The sequence below is a fragment of the Burkholderia sp. SRS-25 genome, from assembly GCF_004343765.1.
Classification (GTDB): Bacteria; Pseudomonadota; Gammaproteobacteria; order Burkholderiales; family Burkholderiaceae; genus Burkholderia; species Burkholderia contaminans.
In genome coordinates this window covers 1-22064 of the sequence record NZ_PTXM01000017.1, presented here as the reverse complement: position 1 = coordinate 22064, position 22064 = coordinate 1, and the positions used below count along the sequence as shown (strand labels likewise).

Below are 22064 nucleotides of genomic sequence, written 5' to 3'. Positions count from 1 at the left end.
CGCGATTCAACCGGAGAACAGGGTGAAACGCCCGCCATCGACCGATACCGGCGACGAATGCAGCGGATTTTTCAGCGTACCGCTTGCCGCGCCGGCCTTTTCCCAATCCGCACACTTTTCCACAATCTGACCTGACGTTGCGTTTTCGATCATGTTCGCCGTCAATTTGATATACGAACCGTTCGCGCCAATCCAGATTTCGTCGGCCGACAGGTACATCTTCTTGCCCGCCGTAATCTTCACATCCTGCGATGCAGCCAAGCTCATCGAATCGTTCTGTGCCTGAAGGTCGATCGGACCACTCGCCGCGTAAATTTTCACTCCGAGTTTTTCCGCAAACAGGCTGATTTGTTCCAGTACGCTGGCAAGCAACGCACGGCCGGCTGCGAGGTTGATGTTCTCGCCGGCGACCACATTGGCCTGCTGGTTTGCTGTGATGTGCGCCGATCCTTGCGTCGATGCGGCAATACCCTCGGGGCTCGACAGCAGCATGATCGGCTTCGCGAAGCCGTTCGCGTTGCCCGTGCCGCCGCCTGCCGTGCGACCGCCCTTGGTTGTGCCTGCCACCGGGTGTTGCGTCGCGTCGGTGAAGGTCTTCAGCGCGTTGTGGCCGTCTTGCTGGCTTTGCGCCCGATTCGTCTGGCTCGCCTTTGATGTTGTTTCCAGCGTCGCCTCGGCGCGGGTCAGTTGTTCGGATGCCGCCGTCGCGCTCATCGGTTGCGTCGCGGCGGGTTGCGTCGAAACGTAGAGCCCTTGTTCGGCCCGCACCGCACCGTAGCCCAATGACTTGAGGTCAAAGCCCTGCCCGATGAACGCGCCGCGCGTGTTGCTCGAATGCTGGATCAGATAGCCCAGGTGCAGATGGGAGCTATAGCTCGTCGAGTACAAGTGCACACGGTTCTGCCCGCTGGCGTCGTCCATCATCAGTTGGTTGTAGCCTTCGCCGCCGTATTCGCGCGACAACAAGCCAGAGGTCAGCCCGTGCGTGTGCCATTCGGGCATGCTTTCGCCGCCGTGCATTCTGGACAGGATCACGGGACGATCGCAATCACCGTTGATGAAGCCGATCAAGACTTCGTCGTTCTTGCGCAGTGGAAACATGCCGCCGCGCTTTCGGCCCGCATCGGGCATCGCCGCACGTATCCACGCCGACACGTTCTGGTCGCCGTCATTGAGTCGATTGGACGTCAGCCGCACCTTCGCACGCAGCATCGCATCCGTATAAATCTCTTCGTCCTCGGGACCGCCGACGATGCCCGTCTGAAGCTGCATGATCGGCTTCTTGTGTTCGAACGGACTACGAAACGCGACGCGGCGCCGTTGCGCTTCGATTTCGACGTGGAAGAATCCAACGCCGCCGTCGTCATGGCGCACGGACGAACCCGCACCGCTCGCGCGCGCTTGCTCGACTTCAGCGCGCAGGCTCCTGCGAAAACGCATCAGGTTCTCGAGTCCCGGCACGTTATTCTGGATGAGCCAGTTCACTGAGAGAATCGCCATTTCGCGATCCTGATCCGGTTGTGCGTCATGCACCGGGTGCCCGGTCAGCACCCCATAGCGGCCAGGCCATGCGCAACGCAATGCGCCCACGCCGTAGAAGCGTTGCGCGCGTGAGCGCCATTCCTCGGTGACAACGTTTGCCTGAGCCTCGCCCATGTCGCGATCGGACCACGTATGCGACCCGGTGTATTCGTACTGCTCACCCAGCCCCGGTACATCGTCAAGATCGAACGCAGGCATCGTGACGTGCTTCGAAAGATCCGGACGCTTGTAGTCGAACGTACCTGTGTCGAGTTCGGCCGACTGGATTTCCTGCGAATCGATCCACTCGCTAAGACCATCGAATTCTTCGTTCTGCACTGAGCGGCTAAACAAAATGGTCTTTTGCTTCAACTCGGGGACCGAGAAAAGATCGTCCATGATGACGACCTTGTGCGACTTGCCGTCCTGCGCGATATCGAAACGCGGAAAAAGGCCGAGTTCTTCAAATGTACGGTGGACGTAGTTCCAGTCGGATTCCCATTGCATCCGCTGCGAATACGAGCGCAATGCCTGACGCAGTTGCCACGTAAAGTTACCGGCCGCCTGCGGATACTTCCCAAGCACATCGGACACGGTTTGTTGCGCAGGAGTCTCGATCCAGTCGCGCCGGTCGCTGCCGAGCCGCAGCAGCGCGAGGAACGAATTGAATCGGAGCTGGTAATAGGTGTTGGCTCCGTCTCCGCCCAAGCGACTGAACGCAGTCACATAACCGTGAATCGGCATTTCGCTGCCGTCCGTCTGCCGAATCCACAGCGTCACGGATTGCCGGATCAGTGCCTTCGCCTGAATCGTTTCGAGTCGCGTCGACGTTGCGTCGATCGTGAATTCGAAGTCTCGCCCGAGGCAAGCACGCCCACGGACATAGAGCGGGACCAGCCAGTCTTCGCCAAGCGGCGTATCGAGGCGGACAATGCGTCCGTGTTGCACGTATTGCGTGCGCAGCGCCTTGTTCAGGAGATCGGAAACCATCAAACTACCCCGTACCGTGTAGTAACAAAAACGGCCGCCGAGCATCGCCGGGCGGCAGATTGGTATCTCTTCGCAATAGGAAACGGCCCAGAATTTTTTCTGGCCCCTACAGAGGCCTTCGGCATAGACACGATTCAAACCACATCTGGCTGAACCGGAATTCATCATATCAAAACGAACTCGGATGTGGCTTACGTCATGCTTTCGCGCAAATCAATGCCGTCAGGCGGTACCGGCACGCAGCCCGTAGGCCACGGCATTCGCTAACGACAGCGCCCACCGTAGCTCGGGCCAGCCAGATAGCGATAAATCGAATAACCGCCGTTTACCTCGAAGCCTCCAGTCCATAAACGTCAGAAACCGTGAATCCATCGAGCGCGAACTCCCCGCAACGCAATGCTCGCGCAAGCCATGCGCCCTCTGCGGGCCAATGGATAGTCGAGCAACGTGCGGTTGGGTACGTGAGAACTGCCGCGGCCGATACGATGCCTCTGATTCCTCCGCCCGACATCGGCATGCTTGCCAGAACGCTTCGCAAGCGCTGTAAACGCAACAGGCACGGGTTCAATCACCCGTGCCTTTTGCGTATCTGGCGTTGCCTACCTTCAGAACGTATGCATCATCCCCACATACGCCCCCGTCTGCGACTCTCCCGTCATCGGGCTCGTCCCCGACGTCGCATCCCGCGGCGACGCAATCAGCGAGAAGTTCGAATTCCCGCCGTTGCGCACATATGCAACCGTCCCATACAGGAACGTGCGCTTCGACAGGTTGTACGTGGTGCCGAGCACATACATCATCGCGTGCCCCGACGGGTCGTGCGACGCATCGCCGCCGCCGTCGCCCACCTTCACGTAGTACCCGCCACCCGTCACGGCCCATTGCGGCGTCGCGGTGTACGTCGCACCGAGCCAGTAATGATCGGCACGATCCGCAACGCCCGCCGGGCTATCCGGCGCCTGGTAGTGCGTATACGCCCCCTGGATCTTGAACTTCGACACCTTCACGTTCGCGCCGACGAAGTACTCGCGCGACGCGGTGAAGATGTTGCTGAACTTGCCGTTGTTGTCGCGCAGTTCGTCGTAGATGCCGCGCACGTCGAGCAACGGCGAGTGGTACGAGATCATGATCCCGTCCGAGCGGCCGAAATCGTCGGCCGCGCCATAGTTGAAGCCGCGCGATTGATTTCCGAACGCGTATTGCGCCTGCACGTCGAAGCCGCCGATCACCGGGCTGTGATATTCGATGTTGTTGCTGGTCTGCTGCCAGTTGCGGCCGCGCACGAGCGAGGCCGACGAAAACGCCTGCTGCACGAACGGGTCGAATTCCCACACGCCGTCGCTGTCGATGAACAGGTTGCGGCCGGCCTGCAGCTGGCCCCACGTGTTGCTCTTCAGCCCGACGTACGCGCGACGCGACCACATGCGGCCGCCGCCCGTCTGGCCGTTCATCACCTGGAACGCGGTTTCCAGGTTGAAGACCGTCGACAGCCCGCCGCCGAGATCCTCGATGCCCTTCAGCCCGAACATGCTGGTGCCCCAGTCGCCGCTTTCGGCGCTCCACCGGGTCCCGCTGCCGCCATTCGGCTTCGCGATGTGGTTCAGGTATTCGATGCCGCCGTCGACGCGGCCGTACAGCGTCACGCTCGTCTGTGCAAAAGCGGCCGCCGGTGTGGCGGCCGCGATCAGCCATGCGAAATGTTTGAGTCGCAAAATGATGCCCCCTCGGAGTCTCGACCTTCCAGCGCGCGCCCCATGCGTGCGCCCCGGGTCCGTTTATCCGCGATCGATCGAAAAACGCCCGGGGCCCGCCGCGCAAAGCGCGAGCAGGCCGCCGGCGATCGCGATGTTCTTGTAGAAATGAATCATGTTGTTGATCTGCTCGCCGCCCGTCATCGTCCAGTAGTGGTGGCCGATGATGCCGGTGCCGATCGTATAGAGCGCCAGCAGCAGCGCGAGCGCCCGCGTCTGGAAGCCGACCAGGATCGCGACCCCGACGAACAGCTCCATCACGACGGAGATCGCGGCGGAAATGATCGGCGCGGGCGCGCCTTCGGAACCCATGAACGCAATGGTCCCGGGGAAGTCGACGATCTTCTTCCAGCCGAACATGATGAACAGGATCACGAGCAGGATCCGGGCAAGCAGCAGCAGCACATCGCGCTGGGACGCGAGAAACGGTTGATTCGGTGTCATGGTGTCGATCAACGAAAACGATGCGCGTAGCCCGAACAGCGCCGGCGCACCGGATTGCGAATGAACCAGGACGGGCGGCCGCCTGCGCCGCCCGCCCCGCTCTGCAACAACCGGCATCGGGCAACGACCCGATGTGCTGTACTCCTCCTCTTGTCAGTTATCGCCCTGCTTCGTCACGCGCCGCATCAACGCAGCTTCGCGACGTCCTGCTCGGTCACCTTCGCGGCCGGATTGCCGAACTGCCCGGTCAGGTAGTTCGTCAGCGCGGCGATCTGCGCATCCGACAGCTCGTGGCGGAACGCCGGCATTCCGACGTCCTCGCTGCCGGCCTTGCGCTGCACGCCGTTCAGGATCACCTGCACGAGGTTGGTCGGGTTCGATGCGCCGACCGTCGTGTTGTGGAACAGCGGCGGGTAATAGCCGTCAGGCGTGCCCTTGCCCTGCATCTGGTGACACGTTGCGCAGTTGCCGAGATAGAGCCGTGCCGGATCGATGCCCGACGACGCGAGCGCGACGCCGCGCAGCGTCAGGCCATCTTCGGCCGGCTTGCCCCACGACGCGCGCGACTGCTTCGCATCGCCGCTGGCGACGGCCGGCACCGTGCGAATGTACGTCGAGATCGCGCCGATGTCGGCTTCGGTCATCTTCGAGAAGCTGTGCTCGATCGCCTCGGCCATCGGGCCGGCCGCCTGCGCGAGGCCCGGCACGCTGCCGGTGCGCAGGTACTGGACGAGTTGCTGCTGCGTCCAGCCGCCGATCCCCGCGTTGGCGTCGGACGTGATGTTGTAGCCGTCCCAGCCCGCGAGCACCGAGCCCGACAGGAAGCTGCCGCCCGTCTCGTCAAGCGACTTCTCCTGCATCGCGATGCCGCGCGGCGTGTGGCACGTGCTGCAGTGAGCCAGGCCCTGGACCAGATACGCGCCGCGGTTCCACTCGGCGCTCTGCGCCGGCTTCGGTTCGTACGCGCCGTCCTTCAGGAACAGCCAGTTCCAGATCTTCAGCGGCCAGCGCATGCTCAGCAGCGCGGGGATCTCGTTCTTCGGCGGCGCCTGCTTGACCGGCTCGACGCCGTGCATGAAGTACGCGTACAGAGCCTTCACGTCGTCGTCGTTGATCTTCGCGTACGACACGTACGGCATGGCCGGATACAGGTTGCCGCCGTTCTTCGACACCCCGTGGCGCACCGCGCGCTCGAAGTCCTCGGCCGACCAGTTGCCGATGCCCGTGTCGGGATCGGGCGTGATGTTGCTCGTGTACACCTTGCCGAGCATCGGGATCGGCATGCCGAGACCGCCCGCGAACGGCTTGCCGCCCTTCGCGGTGTGGCACGCCATGCAGTCGCCCGCGACCGCGAGATATTCGCCGCGCTTGACGAGCGCCGGATCGGCCGCATCGGCCGCGCGTACGAGACCCGGCAGCGCGAGGCAGCCGGCGAGGAGGAAGGTGAGAGTAGATTTCCGCACGGTCAGACTTCCTTCTTCAGCGTGTCCGACATCCGCAGCGCAAGCGCCGCGATCGTCAGCGTCACGTTCACCGTACCGACGGTCGGCATCGTCGAGCTGCTCGAGATGAACAGGTTCGGATGGTCGAACGTGCGGCAGTCCTTGTCGACGACCGAGTCGCGTGCATCCGCGCCCATGATCGTCGCGCCCGTGATGTGGTTGTTCGGCGCGAACTCGTCGTTGAAGACGACTTCGGTGCCGCCCAGCACCTTCGCGGCCGTCGCGTAGACCTCGCGCGTGTGCACGGCGCCGCGCTTCACGTAGTCGTCGATCGCATACGTGATCTCGGGGCGCGGGATGCCGATCGCATCGGTGGCCGTCTTGCTCGGCACGATGCGGTTCTCGGGTTGCGGCAGGATTTCGTGGAAGCAGTCGAACTGCACGTAGCGCGCGGAACGGTCGCGGATCTGCGTGTCGAGCTCCTCGGGCTTCATCAGCTTGCCGCCCTTGAAGATCTTCTGCGTTTCCTGGTTGATGCGCGACATGTTCGACAGGTGGATCTTCTTCGCGGCTTCGGTGGCACGGAACGGGCCGTCGCGGAAACCGATCAGCGACGTCATCTCCTGCGGGCCTCGCCCCGGCCACAGCTTCTCGTTCGCATAGAACGACACGCCGGTACCCGGGTGATCCATCAGGTTGCGGCCGACCATGTCCGAGCTGTTCGCGACACCGTTCGGGAAATCGCGGTTCGCGGACATCAGCAGGATCTTCGGCGTCTCGATGCCGTTCGCCGCAATCACGAAGTACTTGCCTTCGACGCGATGGTCGGCGCCCGTCTTGTCCTTGTAGACCGCGGCGGTGATGCGCTTGTCCGGCCCGGTTTCGAGCTTGTAGACGACCGCGCTGTCGATCAGTTTCGCACCGGCCTGCTCGGCCTTCTCGACGTGCACGATGCCGTTGTACATCGCGCCGATCGGGCAGATCGGCATGCAGTTGTTGTTCCCGCAACAGGTCGGCCGGCCGTCGTACGGGCGGCTGTTGCGCGCGACCGGCTCGGTCACCACGTGGAACTTCGGGTCATAGCCGTTGAGCGCGCTCTTGATCGTCTGCTCGTTGAACGACAACGGCAGCGGCGGCATCGGGTACGGCTCCTTGCGCGGCGAATACAGGTCTTCCTCGGGGCCCGGGCCCCACACGCCGAGTTCCTCTTCTGCGCGCTGGTAGTAATGCTCGAGGTCGTCGTACTGGATCGGCCAGTCGCGGCCGACGCCGTACACGGTCTTCATCTTGAAGTCGTTCGGGATGAAGCGCCACGCCGACGCGGCCCAGTGCCACGTCGTGCCGCCCACCGCGCGGATGTACTGCGAGTTGAACTTGTGCTCGCCCTTCAGGACCAGGTAGTCGTTCGGCGGGCCGTATTCCGGATGCGGCGCCCACGCGCTCGACGGGTACGGCGCCATGAAATCGGTCTTGTCGACCTGGTTGCGGAAGCGTTCGACGATTTCCCAGCGCGGCATGCGCGGGCCGGCTTCCAGCAGGATCACGGACTTGCCCGCCATCGCGAGCTGGTGTGCAACGATCGCGCCTGCGACACCCGATCCGACGACGACGACGTCGGCCTTTTGCGTATCGGTATCGGCCATCAGGCTTGCCTCTCGATCGGTTTTTCGGCCCAGAAGCCGGGTTTGTTGGGGCAATACGACGGGATCACGAGCGTATCGGATACGACGCTGAACATTAATGCTTCTTCGTAGGTAATCACGACGTTATCGACGATACCGAGATACCACGCTTCAAGAATCTTCAGCGCGAGTGCTTCCTGATCGGGATTCAGCGAACCGGACGCGAGTGCGCCGGCGAGTTGCGGCAGGCTGTCGGCCGTCTTGAACGAACCCTTCTGCAATGCCTGCAGGAAGCGCTGGCCGAGCACGCGGCTCAGCCCCTTCTTGCCTGTCACTGCTTCGGAGAGCGTCATGAACGTATCGAGCGGCGCGGTGCCGGGATCGTCGGCCAGGGCCCGCAACGCCAGCGAGCCGGTGAGGCCCGCCGCCGTCAGCGCCAGTGCGCCCTGCAGCCATTGACGTCGTGTGATGCCTGTTACGGCTGCGTCGCCTGTGCGACGCGAGTGGGGAGTGTTGTCGTTGTGCATGTTTCCTTCTCTCGAACACCGGATTCGGGAAAACCACGCTTGATATTTCTCAAACATTGGCGTGGACCTGAAATGTACGCGCACAAATCAGATCGAACAATCTTTTTATAGTCCATTAAATGTTCCGCAATCCGAGACAATCGACATTTCGCTGCATTTTTGTGTCGTTGACGCGACAAATCTGCGGCACGCACCCCAGTGTCGCACGCCGACGACACACTGTGCCGCGCGATGCGCGTGCAGGTCGGTCGGTTAGAATCGCGTGCAATCAAACAGAAAGCTTCCCTCCAAGGGCAACGAGCGATGAAGCAACGCGACAAACAGAACAAAGCAAAGCGAACCGACCACACCACCCGGCTGCTCTGGCGCATCGGCGCCGTCGCGGCGCTCGGCGGCGCCACGGCGCTGTCACTGCATGCGGGCGCGGCGCGCACGGTGAGCGTGTCGCCGCAAGGCACCGTCACCGAGGTCCGGCAAACCGTCGTCAAGTTCGACGAACCGATGGTCGCGTTCGGGTCCGCCTCCGCGCCGAATCCCGCACGCGTCACCTGTAACGATTCCACCGCGGCGCGCGGCCAGGGTCACTGGCTCGACGACAAGACCTGGGTTTACGATTTCGAAAACGACCTGCCGCCCGGCGTGCGCTGCTCGGTCGCGCTCAACGACACGTTGCGCTCGGTCGCCGGCAATGCGGCCAGCGGCCCGCGCCGCTTCACGTTCCAGACGGGCGGCCCGTTCCCGGTGAACGTCCGCCCCGCCTCGCGCGAGATCGAGGAACGGCAGATGTTCGTGCTGAAGCTGAACGGCCCGGCCGAACCGCGTTCGGCGCTCGCGAACATCTGGTGCGAAGCAGCGGGCATCGGCAACCGCATTCCCGTCACGGCCGCCGACGACGATGCGCGCAATGCACTGCTCGACCACTTCGGTCTGAGGAAGGATGCCGCGCGCGTGCTGACGCTGTCGTGCGCACAGGCGCTGCCGGCGAGCGCGAAGATGCAGCTCGTGTACGGCAAGGGCGTCACGAGCCCGAGCGGGATCCCGAACGAAACGGAACGCCGCTTCGATTTCACCGTGCGCGCCCCGTTCGCCGCGAGCTTCTCGTGCGAACGCGAAAACGCGAAGGCGCCCTGCACGCCGCTGCGCCCGCTCACGCTGTCGTTCAACGCGCCGATGTCGCGCAAGAACGCCGAGGCGATCAAGCTGCGCGGCCCGGACGGAACGCTCTCGCCGACCTTCGCGGCCGACGACAAGAGCGAGGAAGTCACCACCGTCACGTTCAACCCGCCGCTGCCCGAGCAGGCCGGCCTCACGATCGAGTTGCCGTCGGGCCTGCGTGACGTGACCGACCGCTCGCTGTCGAACGCCGACCTGTTCCCGCTCGCGACGCGCACCGCGCCGATGCCGCCGCTCGCGAAATTCTCGTCGGGCACCTTCGGGATCGTCGAGCGCTTCGCCGAACCCGATTCGCCCGCGCTCGTGCCCGTCACGCTGCGCAACGTCGAGGCCGACCTGCATATCGACGGCCTCAACACTCAAGGTGCGCAATTCTCGAACCTGAAGGTCGACGACGACACCGCGATTCGCCAGTGGATGCGCACGGTCGACCGCTTCGACAACTGGTCGATGACGGCCGGCTCGATCGACAGCCAGATTCCCGGCCTGCTCGAACGCAAGGGCCAGCATCCCGTCTACGTGCCGCGCGAGGCCGGCGAGAAGGCGCCCGCGCCGAAGGATCGCCGCATCGACGTGCGCTCGCTGACGCTGCTCAAGGGCCAGCCCGGCGTGCAGGCGCTGACGCTGCCGAAGGCGGACCCGAAGGCGCTGCGCCCGTTCGAGGTCGTGGGCGTGCCGATCGACAAGCCCGGCTTCTACGTGCTCGAACTCGCGTCGCCCGCGCTCGGCCGCTCGCTGCTCGCGAAGCCGTCGAGCATGTACGTGCGCACCACGGTGCTCGTCACCAACCTCGGCGTGCACCTGAAACAGGGCCGCGAAAACAACCTCGTGTGGGTCACGACGCTCGACAAGGGCAAGCCCGTGCCGAACGCGCAGATCCGCGTATCGGACTGCAACGGCGACGAGATCGCGTCCGGCAAGACCGATGCGCAGGGCCTGCTGAAGATCGACGGCGCGTTCGAATCGAAGCGCGCCTGCAGCTCGTCCGATTCGGAGCAACGCTTCGACGACTACTTCGTGTCGGCCCGCGTGAACGATCCGAAGACGGGCCCCGACATGGCGTTCGTCAGCTCGGGCTGGAACCGCGGAATCGAATCGTGGCGCTTCAACGTGCCGACCGACACGGACAGCGCACGCACCGTGCGCGCGCATACGGTCTTCGACCGCACGCTGCTGCGCGCCGGCGAAACCGTGTCGATGAAGCACTTCATTCGTGCCGAAACGCTGCAGAGCCTTGCGTTCCCGTCGCAATACCCGACGCGCGTGACGATCCGCCATCTCGGCACGGGCCAGACCTACAAGCTGCCGCTCACGTGGGCAGCCGACCACAGCGCGGACACGCAGTTCACGCTGCCGGCCGCCGCGAAGCTCGGCGAATACAGCGTCGAGCTCGAAGGCGGCCCGGAAGACGCCCCGACCGCCACCTATTACAGCGGCAGCTTCCGCGTCGAGGCATTCCGCCTGCCGGTCCTGAAGGGGTCGATCGGCGCGCGCGACGCGCAGAAGAGCCCGCTCGTCGCCGTGAAGGAAGCGCCGCTCGCGGTGCAGATCGACTACGTATCGGGCGGCGGCGCGTCGAACCTGCCGGTGCAGGTGTCGGCGCTGATGAAGTGGGCGTCGCCGCCGTTCGCGGATCGCTTCGAGGACTTCAGCTTCACGCCGTATCGCGCCGACAAGAGCGACGGCAACGCCGACGACGATTCGCAGGACGGCGACAACGCATCGGCGTCGAACAACGATCCCGATGCAACGAAGCTGATCGCCGACAAGCTGCCGCTGACGCTCGACCGCAACGGCGCGGGCTCGGTCACGCTCAAGGGCCTGCCCGACGTCGACGCACCGAAGCGCATCGCGCTCGAAGCGACGTTCGCCGACCCGAACGGCGAAGTGCAGACGATTCGCGGCGACACGATCCTGTGGCCGGCCGCGGTGGTGGCTGGCGTCAAGGCGGGCCGCTGGGTATCGGTCGGCCAGCGCGTGCCCGTGCAGGCACTGGCGGTCGACCTGCAAGGCAAGCCGCGCGCGTCCGTGCCGATCGAGATCAAGGGTGTCGCGCACATCACGACGTCGTCGCGCAAGCGGATGGTCGGCGGCTTCTATGCGTACGACAACAAGAGCGACACGCGCGACCTCGGCGTGCTGTGCTCGGGCAAGACCGACGACAAGGGCCGCATGGCCTGCGACGCGACGCTCGAACAGGCCGGCAACGTGCAGCTGATCGCGGTCGCCAAGGACGGTGACGGCCGCACGTCGAACGCATCGACGTCGGTGTGGGTCACGCGCGAAGACGAGCTCTGGTTCGGCGGCGACAACACCGACCGGATCGACGTGATCCCCGAGAAAACCGCGTACGAGCCGGGCGAAACCGCCCGCTTCCAGGTGCGGATGCCGTTCCGCTACGCAACCGCGCTGGTCGCGGTCGAACGCGGCGGCGTGATGGAAACGCACATCGTCGAGCTGAACGGCAAGAATCCGACGGTCGACCTGAAGGTCGGCGAATCGTGGGGGCCGAACGTCTACGTGTCGGTGCTCGCGCTGCGTGGCCGGATTCGCGAAGTGCCGTGGTACTCGTTCTTCACGTGGGGCTGGAAGGCGCCGGTCGAATGGGCGCGTGCATTCTGGCGCGAAGGCCGTCACTATGAAGCGCCGACCGCGTTCGTCGACCTGTCGAAGCCCGCGTTCCGCTATGGTCTCGGCGAAATCAAGGTCGGCACGGGCGTGCACCGCCTCGGCGTGACCGTGACGACGGACGCGACGCGCTACACGGTGCGCAGCAAGGCGCAGGCGCACGTGAAGGTCACGCTGCCCAACGGCCAGCCCGCGCCGGCCGGCACGCAGATCGCGGTCGCGGCCGTCGACGAGGCGCTGCTCGAACTGATGCCGAACAACAGCTGGGACCTGCTCGACGCGATGCTGCGGCGACGCGCGTACGGCGTCGAGACATCCACGGCACAAATGGAAATCGTCGGCCGCCGCCACTTCGGCCGCAAGGCTGTGCCGGCCGGCGGCGGCGGCGGCGGCGCGCCGACGCGCGAGCTGTTCGACACGTTGCTGCTGTGGAATCCGCGCGTGACGCTGGATGCGAACGGCAGCGCGACCGTCGAGGTGCCGCTGAACGACGCGCTCACGCGCTTCCGGATCGTCGCGATCGCGGCGGTCGGCGCCGACCGCTTCGGCACCGGCAGCACGTCGATCCGTAGCACGCAGGATCTGCAGCTGATCTCCGGCCTGCCGCCGCTCGTGCGCGAAGGCGACGCGTTCCGTGCGCAGGTCACGCTGCGCAACACGACCGACCGTGCGATGCAGGTCGTCGTGACGCCGCGCGTGACGGGCCTCGACGTCGCGCCGCAAACCGTCTCGCTCGCGGCCAACGCTGCCACCGAGGTCGCATGGACGATCACCGTGCCCGAGCAGGCGCTCGACGCGGCCGGTGCGCTGAACTGGCGCATCGAGGCGGCCGAGCAAGGCGGCAAGCGCGCGTCCGACGCGCTGGCGGTCGCGCAGAAGGTCGTGCCCGCGCTGCCGGTCACGGTCCAGCAGGCGACGCTCGCGCAAGTCGACGGCACGCTGACGGTGCCGGTCGCCTCCCCGGCCGGCGCCGCGAACAACGCACAAGGCCTGCCGCGCGGCGGCATCGCCGTGTCGCTGCAGTCGAAGCTCGCCGACGGGCTGCCCGGCGTGAAGCGCTGGTTCGAGCGCTATCCGTACCGCTGCCTCGAACAGCAGACGTCGCGCGCGATCGGCCTGCGCGACGCCGCGCAATGGCAGGCGCTGATCGCACGCATGCCCGTCTATCTCGACAGCGACGGGCTCGCGAGCTACTTCCCGCCGTCGTCCGACGATTCGCATGCCGGCAGCGCGACGCTTTCGTCGTACCTGCTCGTGGTGTCCGACGAGGCGAGCCGTCTCGACCCGCGCTTCGCGCTGCCGGAAGACCTGCGCACGCAGCTCGAGGCCGGGCTCGTGCGCTTCGTCGACGGCCGCCTCGAACGCAACACGTGGGCGCCGCGCCAGGATCGCGACCTGCGCAAGCTGGCCGCGATCGAGGCGCTGTCGCGCTACGGCGCCGCGCAGGGCCGCATGCTCGGCTCGATCGAGATCGCGCCGAACCAGTGGCCGACTTCCGCGGTGATCGACTATCACGCGATCCTGACGCGCGTGAAGGACATCCCGCAACGCGACGAAAAACGCGCGCAGGTCGAACAGATCCTCCGGGCACGCCTCACGTACCAGGGCACGCAGCTCGTCTTCTCGACCGCACGCGACGACGACCTGTGGTGGCTGATGACCAGCAACGAAACCAACGCGGCACGTCTCGCGCTGGAATTCGCGGGCGACCCGGCGTGGAAGGACGAGATGCCGCGCGTGACGGCCGGCCTGCTCGCGCTGCAACACCAGGGTGCATGGCAGACCACGACGTCGAACGCGCTCGGCCTGCTCGCGGTCGAGCGCTTCTCGCGCACCTACGAGAGCACGCCGGTCACCGGCGCGACGAAGGTCGCGCTCGGCGGCGACGCGCGCACGATCGCGTGGTCGCAAGGAGCGGCACCGGCACCCGCGGCCACCGACACGCAGGCGCCGGCGTCGGCGACCCCGGCCACCCGCGCCGCCGCGGCCCGCAGCGTGATGCTGCCGTGGCCGCGCGCGTCGCAGGCGCCGGCCACGCTGTCGGTCACGCAGGACGGCACGGGCCGCCCGTGGGCCACGATCGAGAGCCTCGCGGCGGTGCCGCTGCGTTCGCCGTTCGCGGCCGGCTACCGGATCACGAAGACCGTCACGCCCGTATCACCTGCGGTCAAGGGCGTCCTGACGCGCGGCGACGTCGTGCGCGTGCATCTCGACATCGATGCGCAGAGCGACATGACGTGGGTCGTCGTCAACGATCCGGTTCCGGCCGGTTCGACGATCCTCGGTTCGGGCCTCGGCCGCGACTCCGAAGCGGCGACGCAGGGCGAGAAGACGCCGGACGGCGCGTGGCCGGCGTTCATCGAGCGCGACTTCGACGGCTACCGCGCGTACTACGACTATCTGCCGAAAGGCAAATTCTCGGTCGAGTACACGGTGCGGCTGAACAACGTCGGCACGTTCGGGCTGCCGCCGACGCGTGTCGAGGCGCTGTACGCGCCGTCCGTGTACGGCCTGTGGCCGAACCCGCCGATGACCGTGAAGCCGGCCGAAGCGGGCAAGTAACGAGACCTTGATGATCGATCCGGTATTGCCGCGGCCGGCGCGTTTCGCCGGCCGCGTATTTGTCGCCATCGTGCTGGCTGCGCCGCTCGTCGCACATGCGCTGCCGAGCTACGACGAAGTGCGCCGCACCTGGCGCAGCTCCGACTGGGTGCTGCTCGCGCGCGACGGCACGCCGCTGCAGCGCACGCGTGTCGACCTCACCGAACGGCGCGGCGACTGGGTGTCGCTCGCCGATGTGTCGCCCGCGTTTCGCGAGGCGATCGTCGTGTCCGAAGACAAGCGCTTTTATGAGCACAGCGGCGTCGACTGGCGCGGCATCGCCGGTGCCGCATGGGGCAACCTGTGGAACGAGCGCACGCGCGGCGCATCGACCGTCACGATGCAGCTCGCCGGGCTGCTCAGCGATTCGCCGCGCCGCTCGGGCCAGCGCTCGCTGCCGCAGAAGGCGACGCAGGCGGTCAACGCGCTGCTGCTCGAACGCGGCTGGCGCAAGGACCAGGTGCTCGAGGCATACCTGAACCTCGTGCCGTTCCGTGGCGAGACGATCGGCCTCGCCGCGCTGTCGCAGGTGCTGTTCGGCAAGGCGCCGTCGGGCCTCGATGCACGCGAAGCCGCGATCGCGGCCGCGCTCGTGCGCGCGCCCAACGCGACGCCCGCGAAAGTCGCCGAGCGCGCATGCCGGATCCTGCGCGACATGCATGCCGAGCAGGCCTGCGCGTCGCTCGACGGCTACGTACAGCTCGTCATCGCGCGCCCGGCCAGCGCCGCGCGCGATGACGGCGCCGCCCTCGCCCCGCACTTCGCGCGACGCATCGCGGCCGAGGCCCGGCCAACGGCCGGCGCGCAGATCCGCACGACCCTCGATGCGCCGCTGCAGCGCTTCGCGCGCGACACGCTGGTGCGCGCGCTGACCGAACTCAACGCGCCCGCGCACCGGCGCAACGTGCAGGACGGCGCAGTCGTCGTGATCGACAACGCGACCGGCGAGATTCGCGCGTGGGTCGGCTCGTCCGGCGCGCTGTCGGGCGCGCGCGACGTCGATGCCGTGCTCGCGCCGCGCCAGGCCGGCTCGACGCTCAAGCCGTTCCTGTATGCGCAGGCGATCGACGAGAAACGGTTGACGGCCGCGTCGCTGCTCGACGATGCGCCGATCAACCTCGCCGCCGGGGGCGGCCTGTACATTCCGCAGAACTACGACAAGGATTTCAAGGGCTGGGTGAGCGTGCGCAGCGCGCTCGGCGGCTCGCTGAACGTGCCGGCCGTGCGCACGCTCGTGCTCGTCACGCCGCACCGCTTCGCGCGCACGCTGACCGCGCTCGGCCTGCCGCTCGCGCAGGAAGGCGATTACTACGGCTTCAGTCTCGCGCTCGGCAGTGCGGATGTCACGCTGCTGTCGCTGACCAATGCGTACCGCGCGCTTGCGAACGGCGGCGTTGCCCGCAAGGTCGTCGACCGGCCAGCGCCAGCGCCGGCACCGGCATCCGGCGCGTCGGCCGCTGCGCCAGCGACCGACGGCACGCGCGTGTTCAGCGAGGCAGCCAGCTTCGTCGTGACCGACATCCTCTCCGACAACAACGCGCGCGTGCGCACGTTCGGCTTCGACAATCCGCTCGCGACGCGCTTTTTCTCGGCGGTCAAGACCGGCACCAGCAAGGACATGCGCGACAACTGGACCGTCGGCTTCACGTCGCGCTATACGGTCGGCGTGTGGGTCGGCAATGCGGACGGCTCGCCGATGTGGGACGTGTCGGGCGTCACGGGTGCGTCGCCCGTGTGGTCGGCCGTCGTGGGCTACCTCCACCGCGACCAGCCGAGCCGTGCGCCGCGCGCGCCGGCCGGTGTCGAGACGCGCCGCATCACGTTCGAACGCGATATCGAACCGTCGCGCAACGAGTGGTTCATCGCGGGAACGGCGGTCGACACGATCCGGCTTGCCGCCCCCGTCACGCCGGGCAAGGACGGCGCGCGCGCGCCGCTGACGATCGGCACGCCGACCGACGGCACGATCTTCGCGATCGATCCGGACATTCCGCCGAAGAACCAGCGGATCTGGTTCGAGCGCTCGGCCGGGCACGCCTCTAAATTCGCGTGGCGGCTCGACGACAAGGTGATCGGGCATGCCGATCGCATCGCGTGGATGCCATGGCCGGGCCGGCACCGGCTCGAACTCGTCGATGCGCGCGGCAATGTGGCGGATACGATCAGCTTCGAGGTGCGCGGCGCATTCGCGAAGGCGGCCGCGCGCAAGCCCTGAGCGGGTGAATGCGTGTGCCGGCGTTGCCTGTTGCTCGCCTACGCGATGGCGCCGGCTCGCTCACCGCACGACTGACGCCCCGCCGCCGGCGTAGCGGCACGGCGCACGACCCGCTCGACGGCAGCATGCCAAACGGCCGAGCAGCGCCCCGATTCGGGACCTAGAATAGGAACGGCACCGCACTTTCGGCGCCAACCGGTTGCCCCACTCTCCTCAAGGCCCGCGACCATGAACATTCATCCCAGGCGTTTCATCCGCCCCGCGCTGGGCACGCTCTGCCTCGCCACCCTCGCGACGCTTCAGGCGTGCAACGGCGATGCCTGCTTCGGCGTCGATGCCTGCTTCAACAACAACACGCAGACGGTCGCGCTTTCCGGCACGGCCGCGACGGGTGGCGCGCTCGCCAGCGCGCAGGTCACGGTCAGTTGCGTGGCAGGGTCGGCGACGACGCTGACGGATGGCGGCGGCAACTACCGCGTGACGGTCAATGCGGCGCTGCCGTGCGTGATCACCGTGACGTCGGGCGGCACGAGCCTGCATTCGCTCGCCTATGCTGGCGGCACGTTCAATACGACGCCCGAAACCGAGCTGATGCTCGTCTATCTCGCCGCCCAGCTCGGCACGAACACGGCCACGTTGATCGGCAATTTCCAGGGGAATTCGCGCTATCAGCAGGCGATGAACAACGCGGACACCGTACAGGCCGCGCAATCGGCCGTGGTGACGAACCTGCAGCAGCGCTATTCGGTGGCGTTCACCGCGCCGGCGTTCCTGACCACATCGTTCACGGTCGGGCAACCGGGTGTCGACAGCGATCTCGCCGCACTCGCGAAAGCCGGCGCGATCGACTCGAACGGGATGCCGGATCCGGCTGCCGTATCGCTGCTGACGCAGGCCGGCGCGGCGCATCCGCTGTAAGCGGCCTGTGGCGGGAAGAAATTCGCCCGGTAGCGGCCGTCAGGTGCGCGCTTCGGGTTCGCCGTCAGCCAGCAGCGCCCACCGTTCGTGGTCGCGCCACTCGCCGCCGATGCGCAGATAGCGCGGCGAAAACCCCTCTTTCGCGAAACCGAGCCGCCGAACCAGCGCAATCGACGCGTGGTTGCCGGGCTGGATGTTCGCTTCGAGCCGATGCAGCCCGAGTTCGCCGAACGCGACGCCGATCGCCGCGCGCAGGGCTTCGGTCATCAACCCCGTACGGCTGAACGCCGCCATTCCGTAGTACCCGAGATACGCGCTCTGGAACACACCGCCGACGATCTCGTTGAGGTTCACCACACCGACCACCGCCCCGGACGTGCGTTCGCGCGCGATGAGGCCGACGTTCGGCCCCGTCAGGCAGCGGCCGAACCACTGGTCGAATCCCGCCTGGTCAGTGAACGAATCGACCCACGGGAGATGGTGGCTCCGGCTCGCGCGGTTGGCGGCGAGCAGGTCGGCGGCGTCGGTGCGGGCGACGCGGTTCAGCAGGATCGGGCTCATGGCTCGGTCGACAGGGGGCACTTACGCGGCCTCCTCGCGCCCGCACACGACGGACGCGGCCTGGGCCTGCTGCTGCGACAGGTACCGCAGCAGCTTGGTGACCATCCACACGACGATGCACGACAGCACGACGAAGAACACCGCGAGCGGCGTCAGCACGTGAATCGACACGAAGCCGGCCAACCCCATCATCGCGGACGACACCAGCAGCAGCGCGCACCCGAGGATCGCGCTCGTCAGGCCGGCGATATGCGGAAACAGCGAATTGCCCTTGGCCATCAGCGTCGGATACATCGCGCCCGCGCAGAAGCCCATCACGAGCACCGGCGTCGCGAGCGTCCAGACGCGCAGCCCGACGGTCAGCGCCAGCACCAGCATCGCGACCGACGCGCCCGCCATCACGCGCGCACCGATGCGCAGCCGTTGCTCGGCGCTCGGCAGCCCGGGCCGGTGAATCCGGTTCGACAGGCCGCCGAGGAAATACATCAGCCCGATCCCGAGCGCGAGATAGCCGAAGAAAGTCGGCGGCTTGTGCAGCGTGGTCTGCACCATGAACGGCCCGACGATGTTGAACACGAGCAGGATGCTGTAGCACAGCCCCTGTGCGAGGAAGCAGCTCTGGAACACCGGGCTCGCCAGCACCTTGCCCGCGTTCGTCATCAGCGTGCGCGGCTCGAGATGCACCGGTTTCGGCAAGGTTTCGCGGTAACGCCACAGCAGCGCCCACATCACCAGCGAGTACACGAGCAGGAACACGAGGCACGCGCGCCAGCCGAACCATTCCTGCAGGTGCGCGCCGATCACCGGTGCGACGATCGGCGCGAGCCCCCACGCGATCGACATGTACGTAAACGCGTGCATCAGCGCCTGGCCGGAGAACGAATCGGTGATGATCGCCTTCGCGAGCAGGTTGGTGGTCGCGATCCCGAAGCCCTGCAGGCAGCGCGCGAGCACGAACGTCTCCAGGTTCTGCGCGCCGAGCGACAGCAGGCAGCCGATCGTGTAGATCACGAGCCCGAATGCGAGCACACGCTTGCGCCCGTAGGCATCGGCGACCGGCCCGAAAATCAGCTGGCCGAGCGCGTAGGCCGCCATGTAGCCGGACACGCTCGACTGGATCGCCTGCGGCGTAGTGGCGAACGAACGTGCCATGTCGGGCAGCGCGGGCACGTAGATGTCGATCGCGAGCTGGCCGGCGGACGCGAACAGGCAGATCAGGAACAGCAGGAAACGCGGCGAATTCGACTCGCGCGCGGGAGTGAGCGTGGCGTTCATGACGACGGGGAAGGAGGTCGGGCAGCAGTGCCGCAGCGTCAATGTTCGAATGTCGAACACGCGTGCGTGTCGTGGCGAATTCCGTATTGTGCCTGTTGTTGCATCGAGCGACAGGATTCCCCTGGCACGGGCGAGGTTGAATGCCGATTGCGGAGCGTCCCGACATGCGCTGACCGGCGGCGGTTTTAATGTTGATTTAAGCCGACGGCTGCATTGTCTCGGACGGCTCACTCCGTGAGCCGCACGTCATTGTTGATTCGATCAGTCTCGTTTGATGGAGATACGAAGATGCGATTCCGTTCGTATATGGCGGCGGGCGCGCTGGCGCTGGCGCCCGTGTTCGCCCTGGCCGGGCAGGCCGGCGCGGCTGCCGCCCAACCGATGTTCGTCAACGTCGACGGGCAGGCCGTGCCCGTGAAAGCCGAAACGCGGGTCGTCCAGACGGCCGTCGGCCCGATGAAGGTCAGCACGTGGAGCTGGCATAGCCCGCAAGGCGGCGCGAGCTTCGAGATGCAGACGTCGTCGTCGGGCGGCCTGCCGCCCGCGGCAGCGTTGCGGCAAATGCAGGCCGTGCAGTACCTGATGCAGGCGGCTCAGGCGCAGATGGCCGCGATGCAGCAGCAGATGATGGCGCTCCAGCACATCGCGCTCGCCAATGCGTTCGCGATGCCGATGCCGCAGCCCGTCGGCTTCGCGATGGCGCCGTGGGCCATGCCCGAGCCGGTGCTCGTCATCGTGCCGGCGCAGCCGTCGGTGCGTTCGACGGCCCCGGCAACGCCGGCCGCCCCCGCCGCGCGCGGCCCGGAAATCAAGGCCTGACACGCGTCGCGCCGCTCGGCGCCACGCGCTCGAACCGCCGGCATACGCCGGCGGTTTTTCATTGCGACGGCCGAATCAATACTGCGCCTGATCCGTCGGATTCCTGAACAGCTGCTTCATTTCCGCCGACAGCGGATAGCCGAGGCTCACGCCCTTGGGCGGAATCGGCTGCATGAACCACTGGTTGTAGAGCTTCTCGGCCGCGCCCGACGTCTGCATCTTCGCGATCACGCCGTCGACGACATGCTTGAACGCCGGATCGTCCCTGCGCATCATGCACGCGTAGTTCTCGTGGACGAGCGGCGTGCCCGTCACCGTGTACGCGCCCGGGTTGCGGTCCTTCGCGATCTCGCCGTACAGCAGCGGCTCGTCCATCACGAACGCCACCGCGCGCCCGGTCGTGACGTTCATGAACGCTTCGGCATGATCCTTCGCGCTGATGATCGTCATGTTCATCGCCTTCTCTTCGTTGAGCTTGCGCAGCAGGCGCTCGTCCGACGTGCCGGCCGTCGTCGCGACCGTCTTGCCGGCCAGGTCCGCGAAGTCCTTCACACCGGAATCCTTGCGCGTGCTGAAGCGGATGCCATAAAGAAAGATGCTGTTCGAGAACGCGGCCTGCTTCTGCCGTTCGAGCGTGTTCGTCGTCGAACCGCATTCGAAATCGATCGTCCCGTTCTGCAGCAGCGGAATCCGGTTCTGCGACGTGATCGGGATTTCCTTCACGGTGAGGTTTGGCGCGTTCAGTTCCGTCTTCAACTGGTCGATGATGCGCGACGCGATGTCCCGCGAATAGCCGATGTTCTTCTGCTGGTTGTCCGAATACGAGAACGGCACCGACGATTCGCGAATGCCCAGCGACACGACGCCCGTGTCCTTGATCTTCTTCAGCGTGCCGGTGAGGGCCTGTGCATGCGCGGTGCCCGCCAGCGCACAGGACAGCGCAACGGCCAGCCAGCGTAAGCGGCGATCCATGCTTTTCTCCTGACGAAACGTTGATCGAATCGCGATCGTACGCCCGACAAAATTCGCGTCGCATCAGGGAAAGCGCAATCAACCTTCCATCGTGGCCGGGCCGTGAAAGATGTTTTCCGTACCGCGCAAACCGGCCCGCGCCGCACGTGTCGCCCGACCGGCCGCGCACGCACTCGCCCCACCTTTTGTGCCATGCGTTCCAAACACGCGTTCATGCTGCAACGCACCAACGTAATCGTTTGCGCCCACCCCGGTTTTTCTCGTGAAACGCACTCAAGAAGCCGCCGCGCTGGCCGTTACCCAGTGCATGGCGCGTCGCAGCAACCTTGCTGCAACCGTCAGACAAAAAAAAGACAAGGTCCGGGTCAGCCGGACCAGCGCCACCGCCGGCACGACGGTTATCTACGAGGATCGAGTTTCAACATGAGAACCAAGCGTTTCAATTTTGCGCTGGCGCGCTCCGCACATGCGCGCATGCTCGCCGGCATGCTGTCCGCCGCCGCCCTCCTGCCCCTCGCCGGTTGCGGCGGTGGAGGCGGCGGCGACGGCAGCAACCCGTCTTCTTCCAACGCAGCGCCAGCCCCTGCCCCCACGCCGTCTCCCCC

At 66.1% G+C, this 22064-nt stretch carries 14 protein-coding genes and 1 pseudogene; 6 read left to right on the top strand and 9 right to left on the bottom strand.

Annotated elements, in window-relative coordinates:
• Positions 1-6 precede the first annotated feature (6 nt).
• From C5O79_RS23275 to C5O79_RS23250, 6 genes are all read right to left on the bottom strand, one after another.
• The gene (locus C5O79_RS23275) at positions 7-2511 is read right to left on the bottom strand and encodes a type VI secretion system Vgr family protein (RefSeq protein ID WP_047849810.1); all 2505 of its coding nucleotides are present in this window, start codon (positions 2509-2511) and stop codon (positions 7-9) included.
• Positions 2512-3116: 605 nt separating this feature from the next.
• Positions 3117-4223, bottom strand: a complete 1107-nt coding sequence (locus tag C5O79_RS23270) for a porin (RefSeq protein WP_047849809.1) — start codon at positions 4221-4223, stop codon at positions 3117-3119.
• A gap of 63 nt (positions 4224-4286) precedes the next feature.
• On the bottom strand, positions 4287-4706 hold the full coding sequence (locus C5O79_RS23265) for a DoxX family protein (RefSeq protein ID WP_039351153.1): 420 nt from the start codon (positions 4704-4706) through the stop codon (positions 4287-4289).
• Positions 4707-4891: 185 nt separating this feature from the next.
• Positions 4892-6169: a cytochrome c gene (locus C5O79_RS23260; RefSeq protein ID WP_046548033.1), complete on the bottom strand. Its 1278-nt coding sequence runs from the start codon at positions 6167-6169 to the stop codon at positions 4892-4894.
• Between the two features lie 2 nt (positions 6170-6171).
• Complete coding sequence (locus C5O79_RS23255; protein WP_047849808.1) at positions 6172-7791, bottom strand: GMC family oxidoreductase; 1620 nt, start codon at positions 7789-7791, stop codon at positions 6172-6174.
• Positions 7791-8297 carry a sugar dehydrogenase complex small subunit gene (locus tag C5O79_RS23250; RefSeq protein WP_039351163.1) on the bottom strand — a complete coding sequence of 169 codons (507 nt, stop codon included), beginning with the start codon at positions 8295-8297 and terminating at the stop codon, positions 7791-7793. The genes C5O79_RS23255 and C5O79_RS23250 overlap by 1 nt, the downstream gene beginning before the upstream one ends.
• A gap of 303 nt (positions 8298-8600) precedes the next feature.
• Here C5O79_RS23250 and C5O79_RS23245 point away from each other — a divergent pair, with 303 nt between their 5' ends.
• The 3 genes from C5O79_RS23245 (at position 8601) to C5O79_RS23235 (ending at position 17832) form a co-directional block, all read left to right on the top strand.
• A complete protein-coding gene (locus C5O79_RS23245; protein WP_122476126.1) occupies positions 8601-14660 on the top strand; it encodes an MG2 domain-containing protein in 6060 nt (2019 codons plus the stop codon).
• A 10-nt stretch (positions 14661-14670) separates the two neighbouring features.
• Positions 14671-16914 (top strand): penicillin-binding protein 1C, encoded by a 2244-nt coding sequence (gene pbpC / locus C5O79_RS23240; protein ID WP_047849806.1) that lies wholly within the window; start codon positions 14671-14673, stop codon positions 16912-16914.
• 228 nt (positions 16915-17142) lie between these two features.
• Positions 17143-17832, top strand: coding sequence for a hypothetical protein (locus C5O79_RS23235; RefSeq protein ID WP_046548037.1), 690 nt, complete (start codon positions 17143-17145; stop codon positions 17830-17832).
• A gap of 39 nt (positions 17833-17871) precedes the next feature.
• On the opposite strand, the gene C5O79_RS23230 is transcribed toward C5O79_RS23235, so the two are convergent.
• Entirely contained in the window at positions 17872-18393 is a 522-nt protein-coding gene (locus C5O79_RS23230) for a GNAT family protein (protein ID WP_122476128.1), read from the bottom strand.
• A gap of 21 nt (positions 18394-18414) precedes the next feature.
• Entirely contained in the window at positions 18415-19668 is a 1254-nt protein-coding gene (locus C5O79_RS23225) for a multidrug effflux MFS transporter (RefSeq protein WP_041493266.1), read from the bottom strand.
• Between the two features lie 288 nt (positions 19669-19956).
• Between C5O79_RS23225 and C5O79_RS23220 the strand changes: the two genes are divergently transcribed.
• A complete protein-coding gene (locus tag C5O79_RS23220; protein ID WP_131931788.1) occupies positions 19957-20487 on the top strand; it encodes a hypothetical protein in 531 nt (176 codons plus the stop codon).
• Between the two features lie 75 nt (positions 20488-20562).
• On the opposite strand, the gene C5O79_RS23215 is transcribed toward C5O79_RS23220, so the two are convergent.
• Positions 20563-21459, bottom strand: coding sequence for a glutamate/aspartate ABC transporter substrate-binding protein (locus tag C5O79_RS23215; protein WP_122476133.1), 897 nt, complete (start codon positions 21457-21459; stop codon positions 20563-20565).
• A gap of 262 nt (positions 21460-21721) precedes the next feature.
• Here C5O79_RS23215 and C5O79_RS38215 point away from each other — a divergent pair, with 262 nt between their 5' ends.
• Both C5O79_RS38215 and C5O79_RS23210 read left to right on the top strand, forming a co-directional pair.
• The gene (locus tag C5O79_RS38215; RefSeq protein ID WP_163008994.1) at positions 21722-21886 is read left to right on the top strand and encodes a hypothetical protein; all 165 of its coding nucleotides are present in this window, start codon (positions 21722-21724) and stop codon (positions 21884-21886) included.
• A pseudogene (locus C5O79_RS23210) lies at positions 21883-22064 on the top strand (peptidase S8); the annotation flags it as partial. The gene C5O79_RS38215 and the pseudogene C5O79_RS23210, both read left to right, overlap by 4 nt.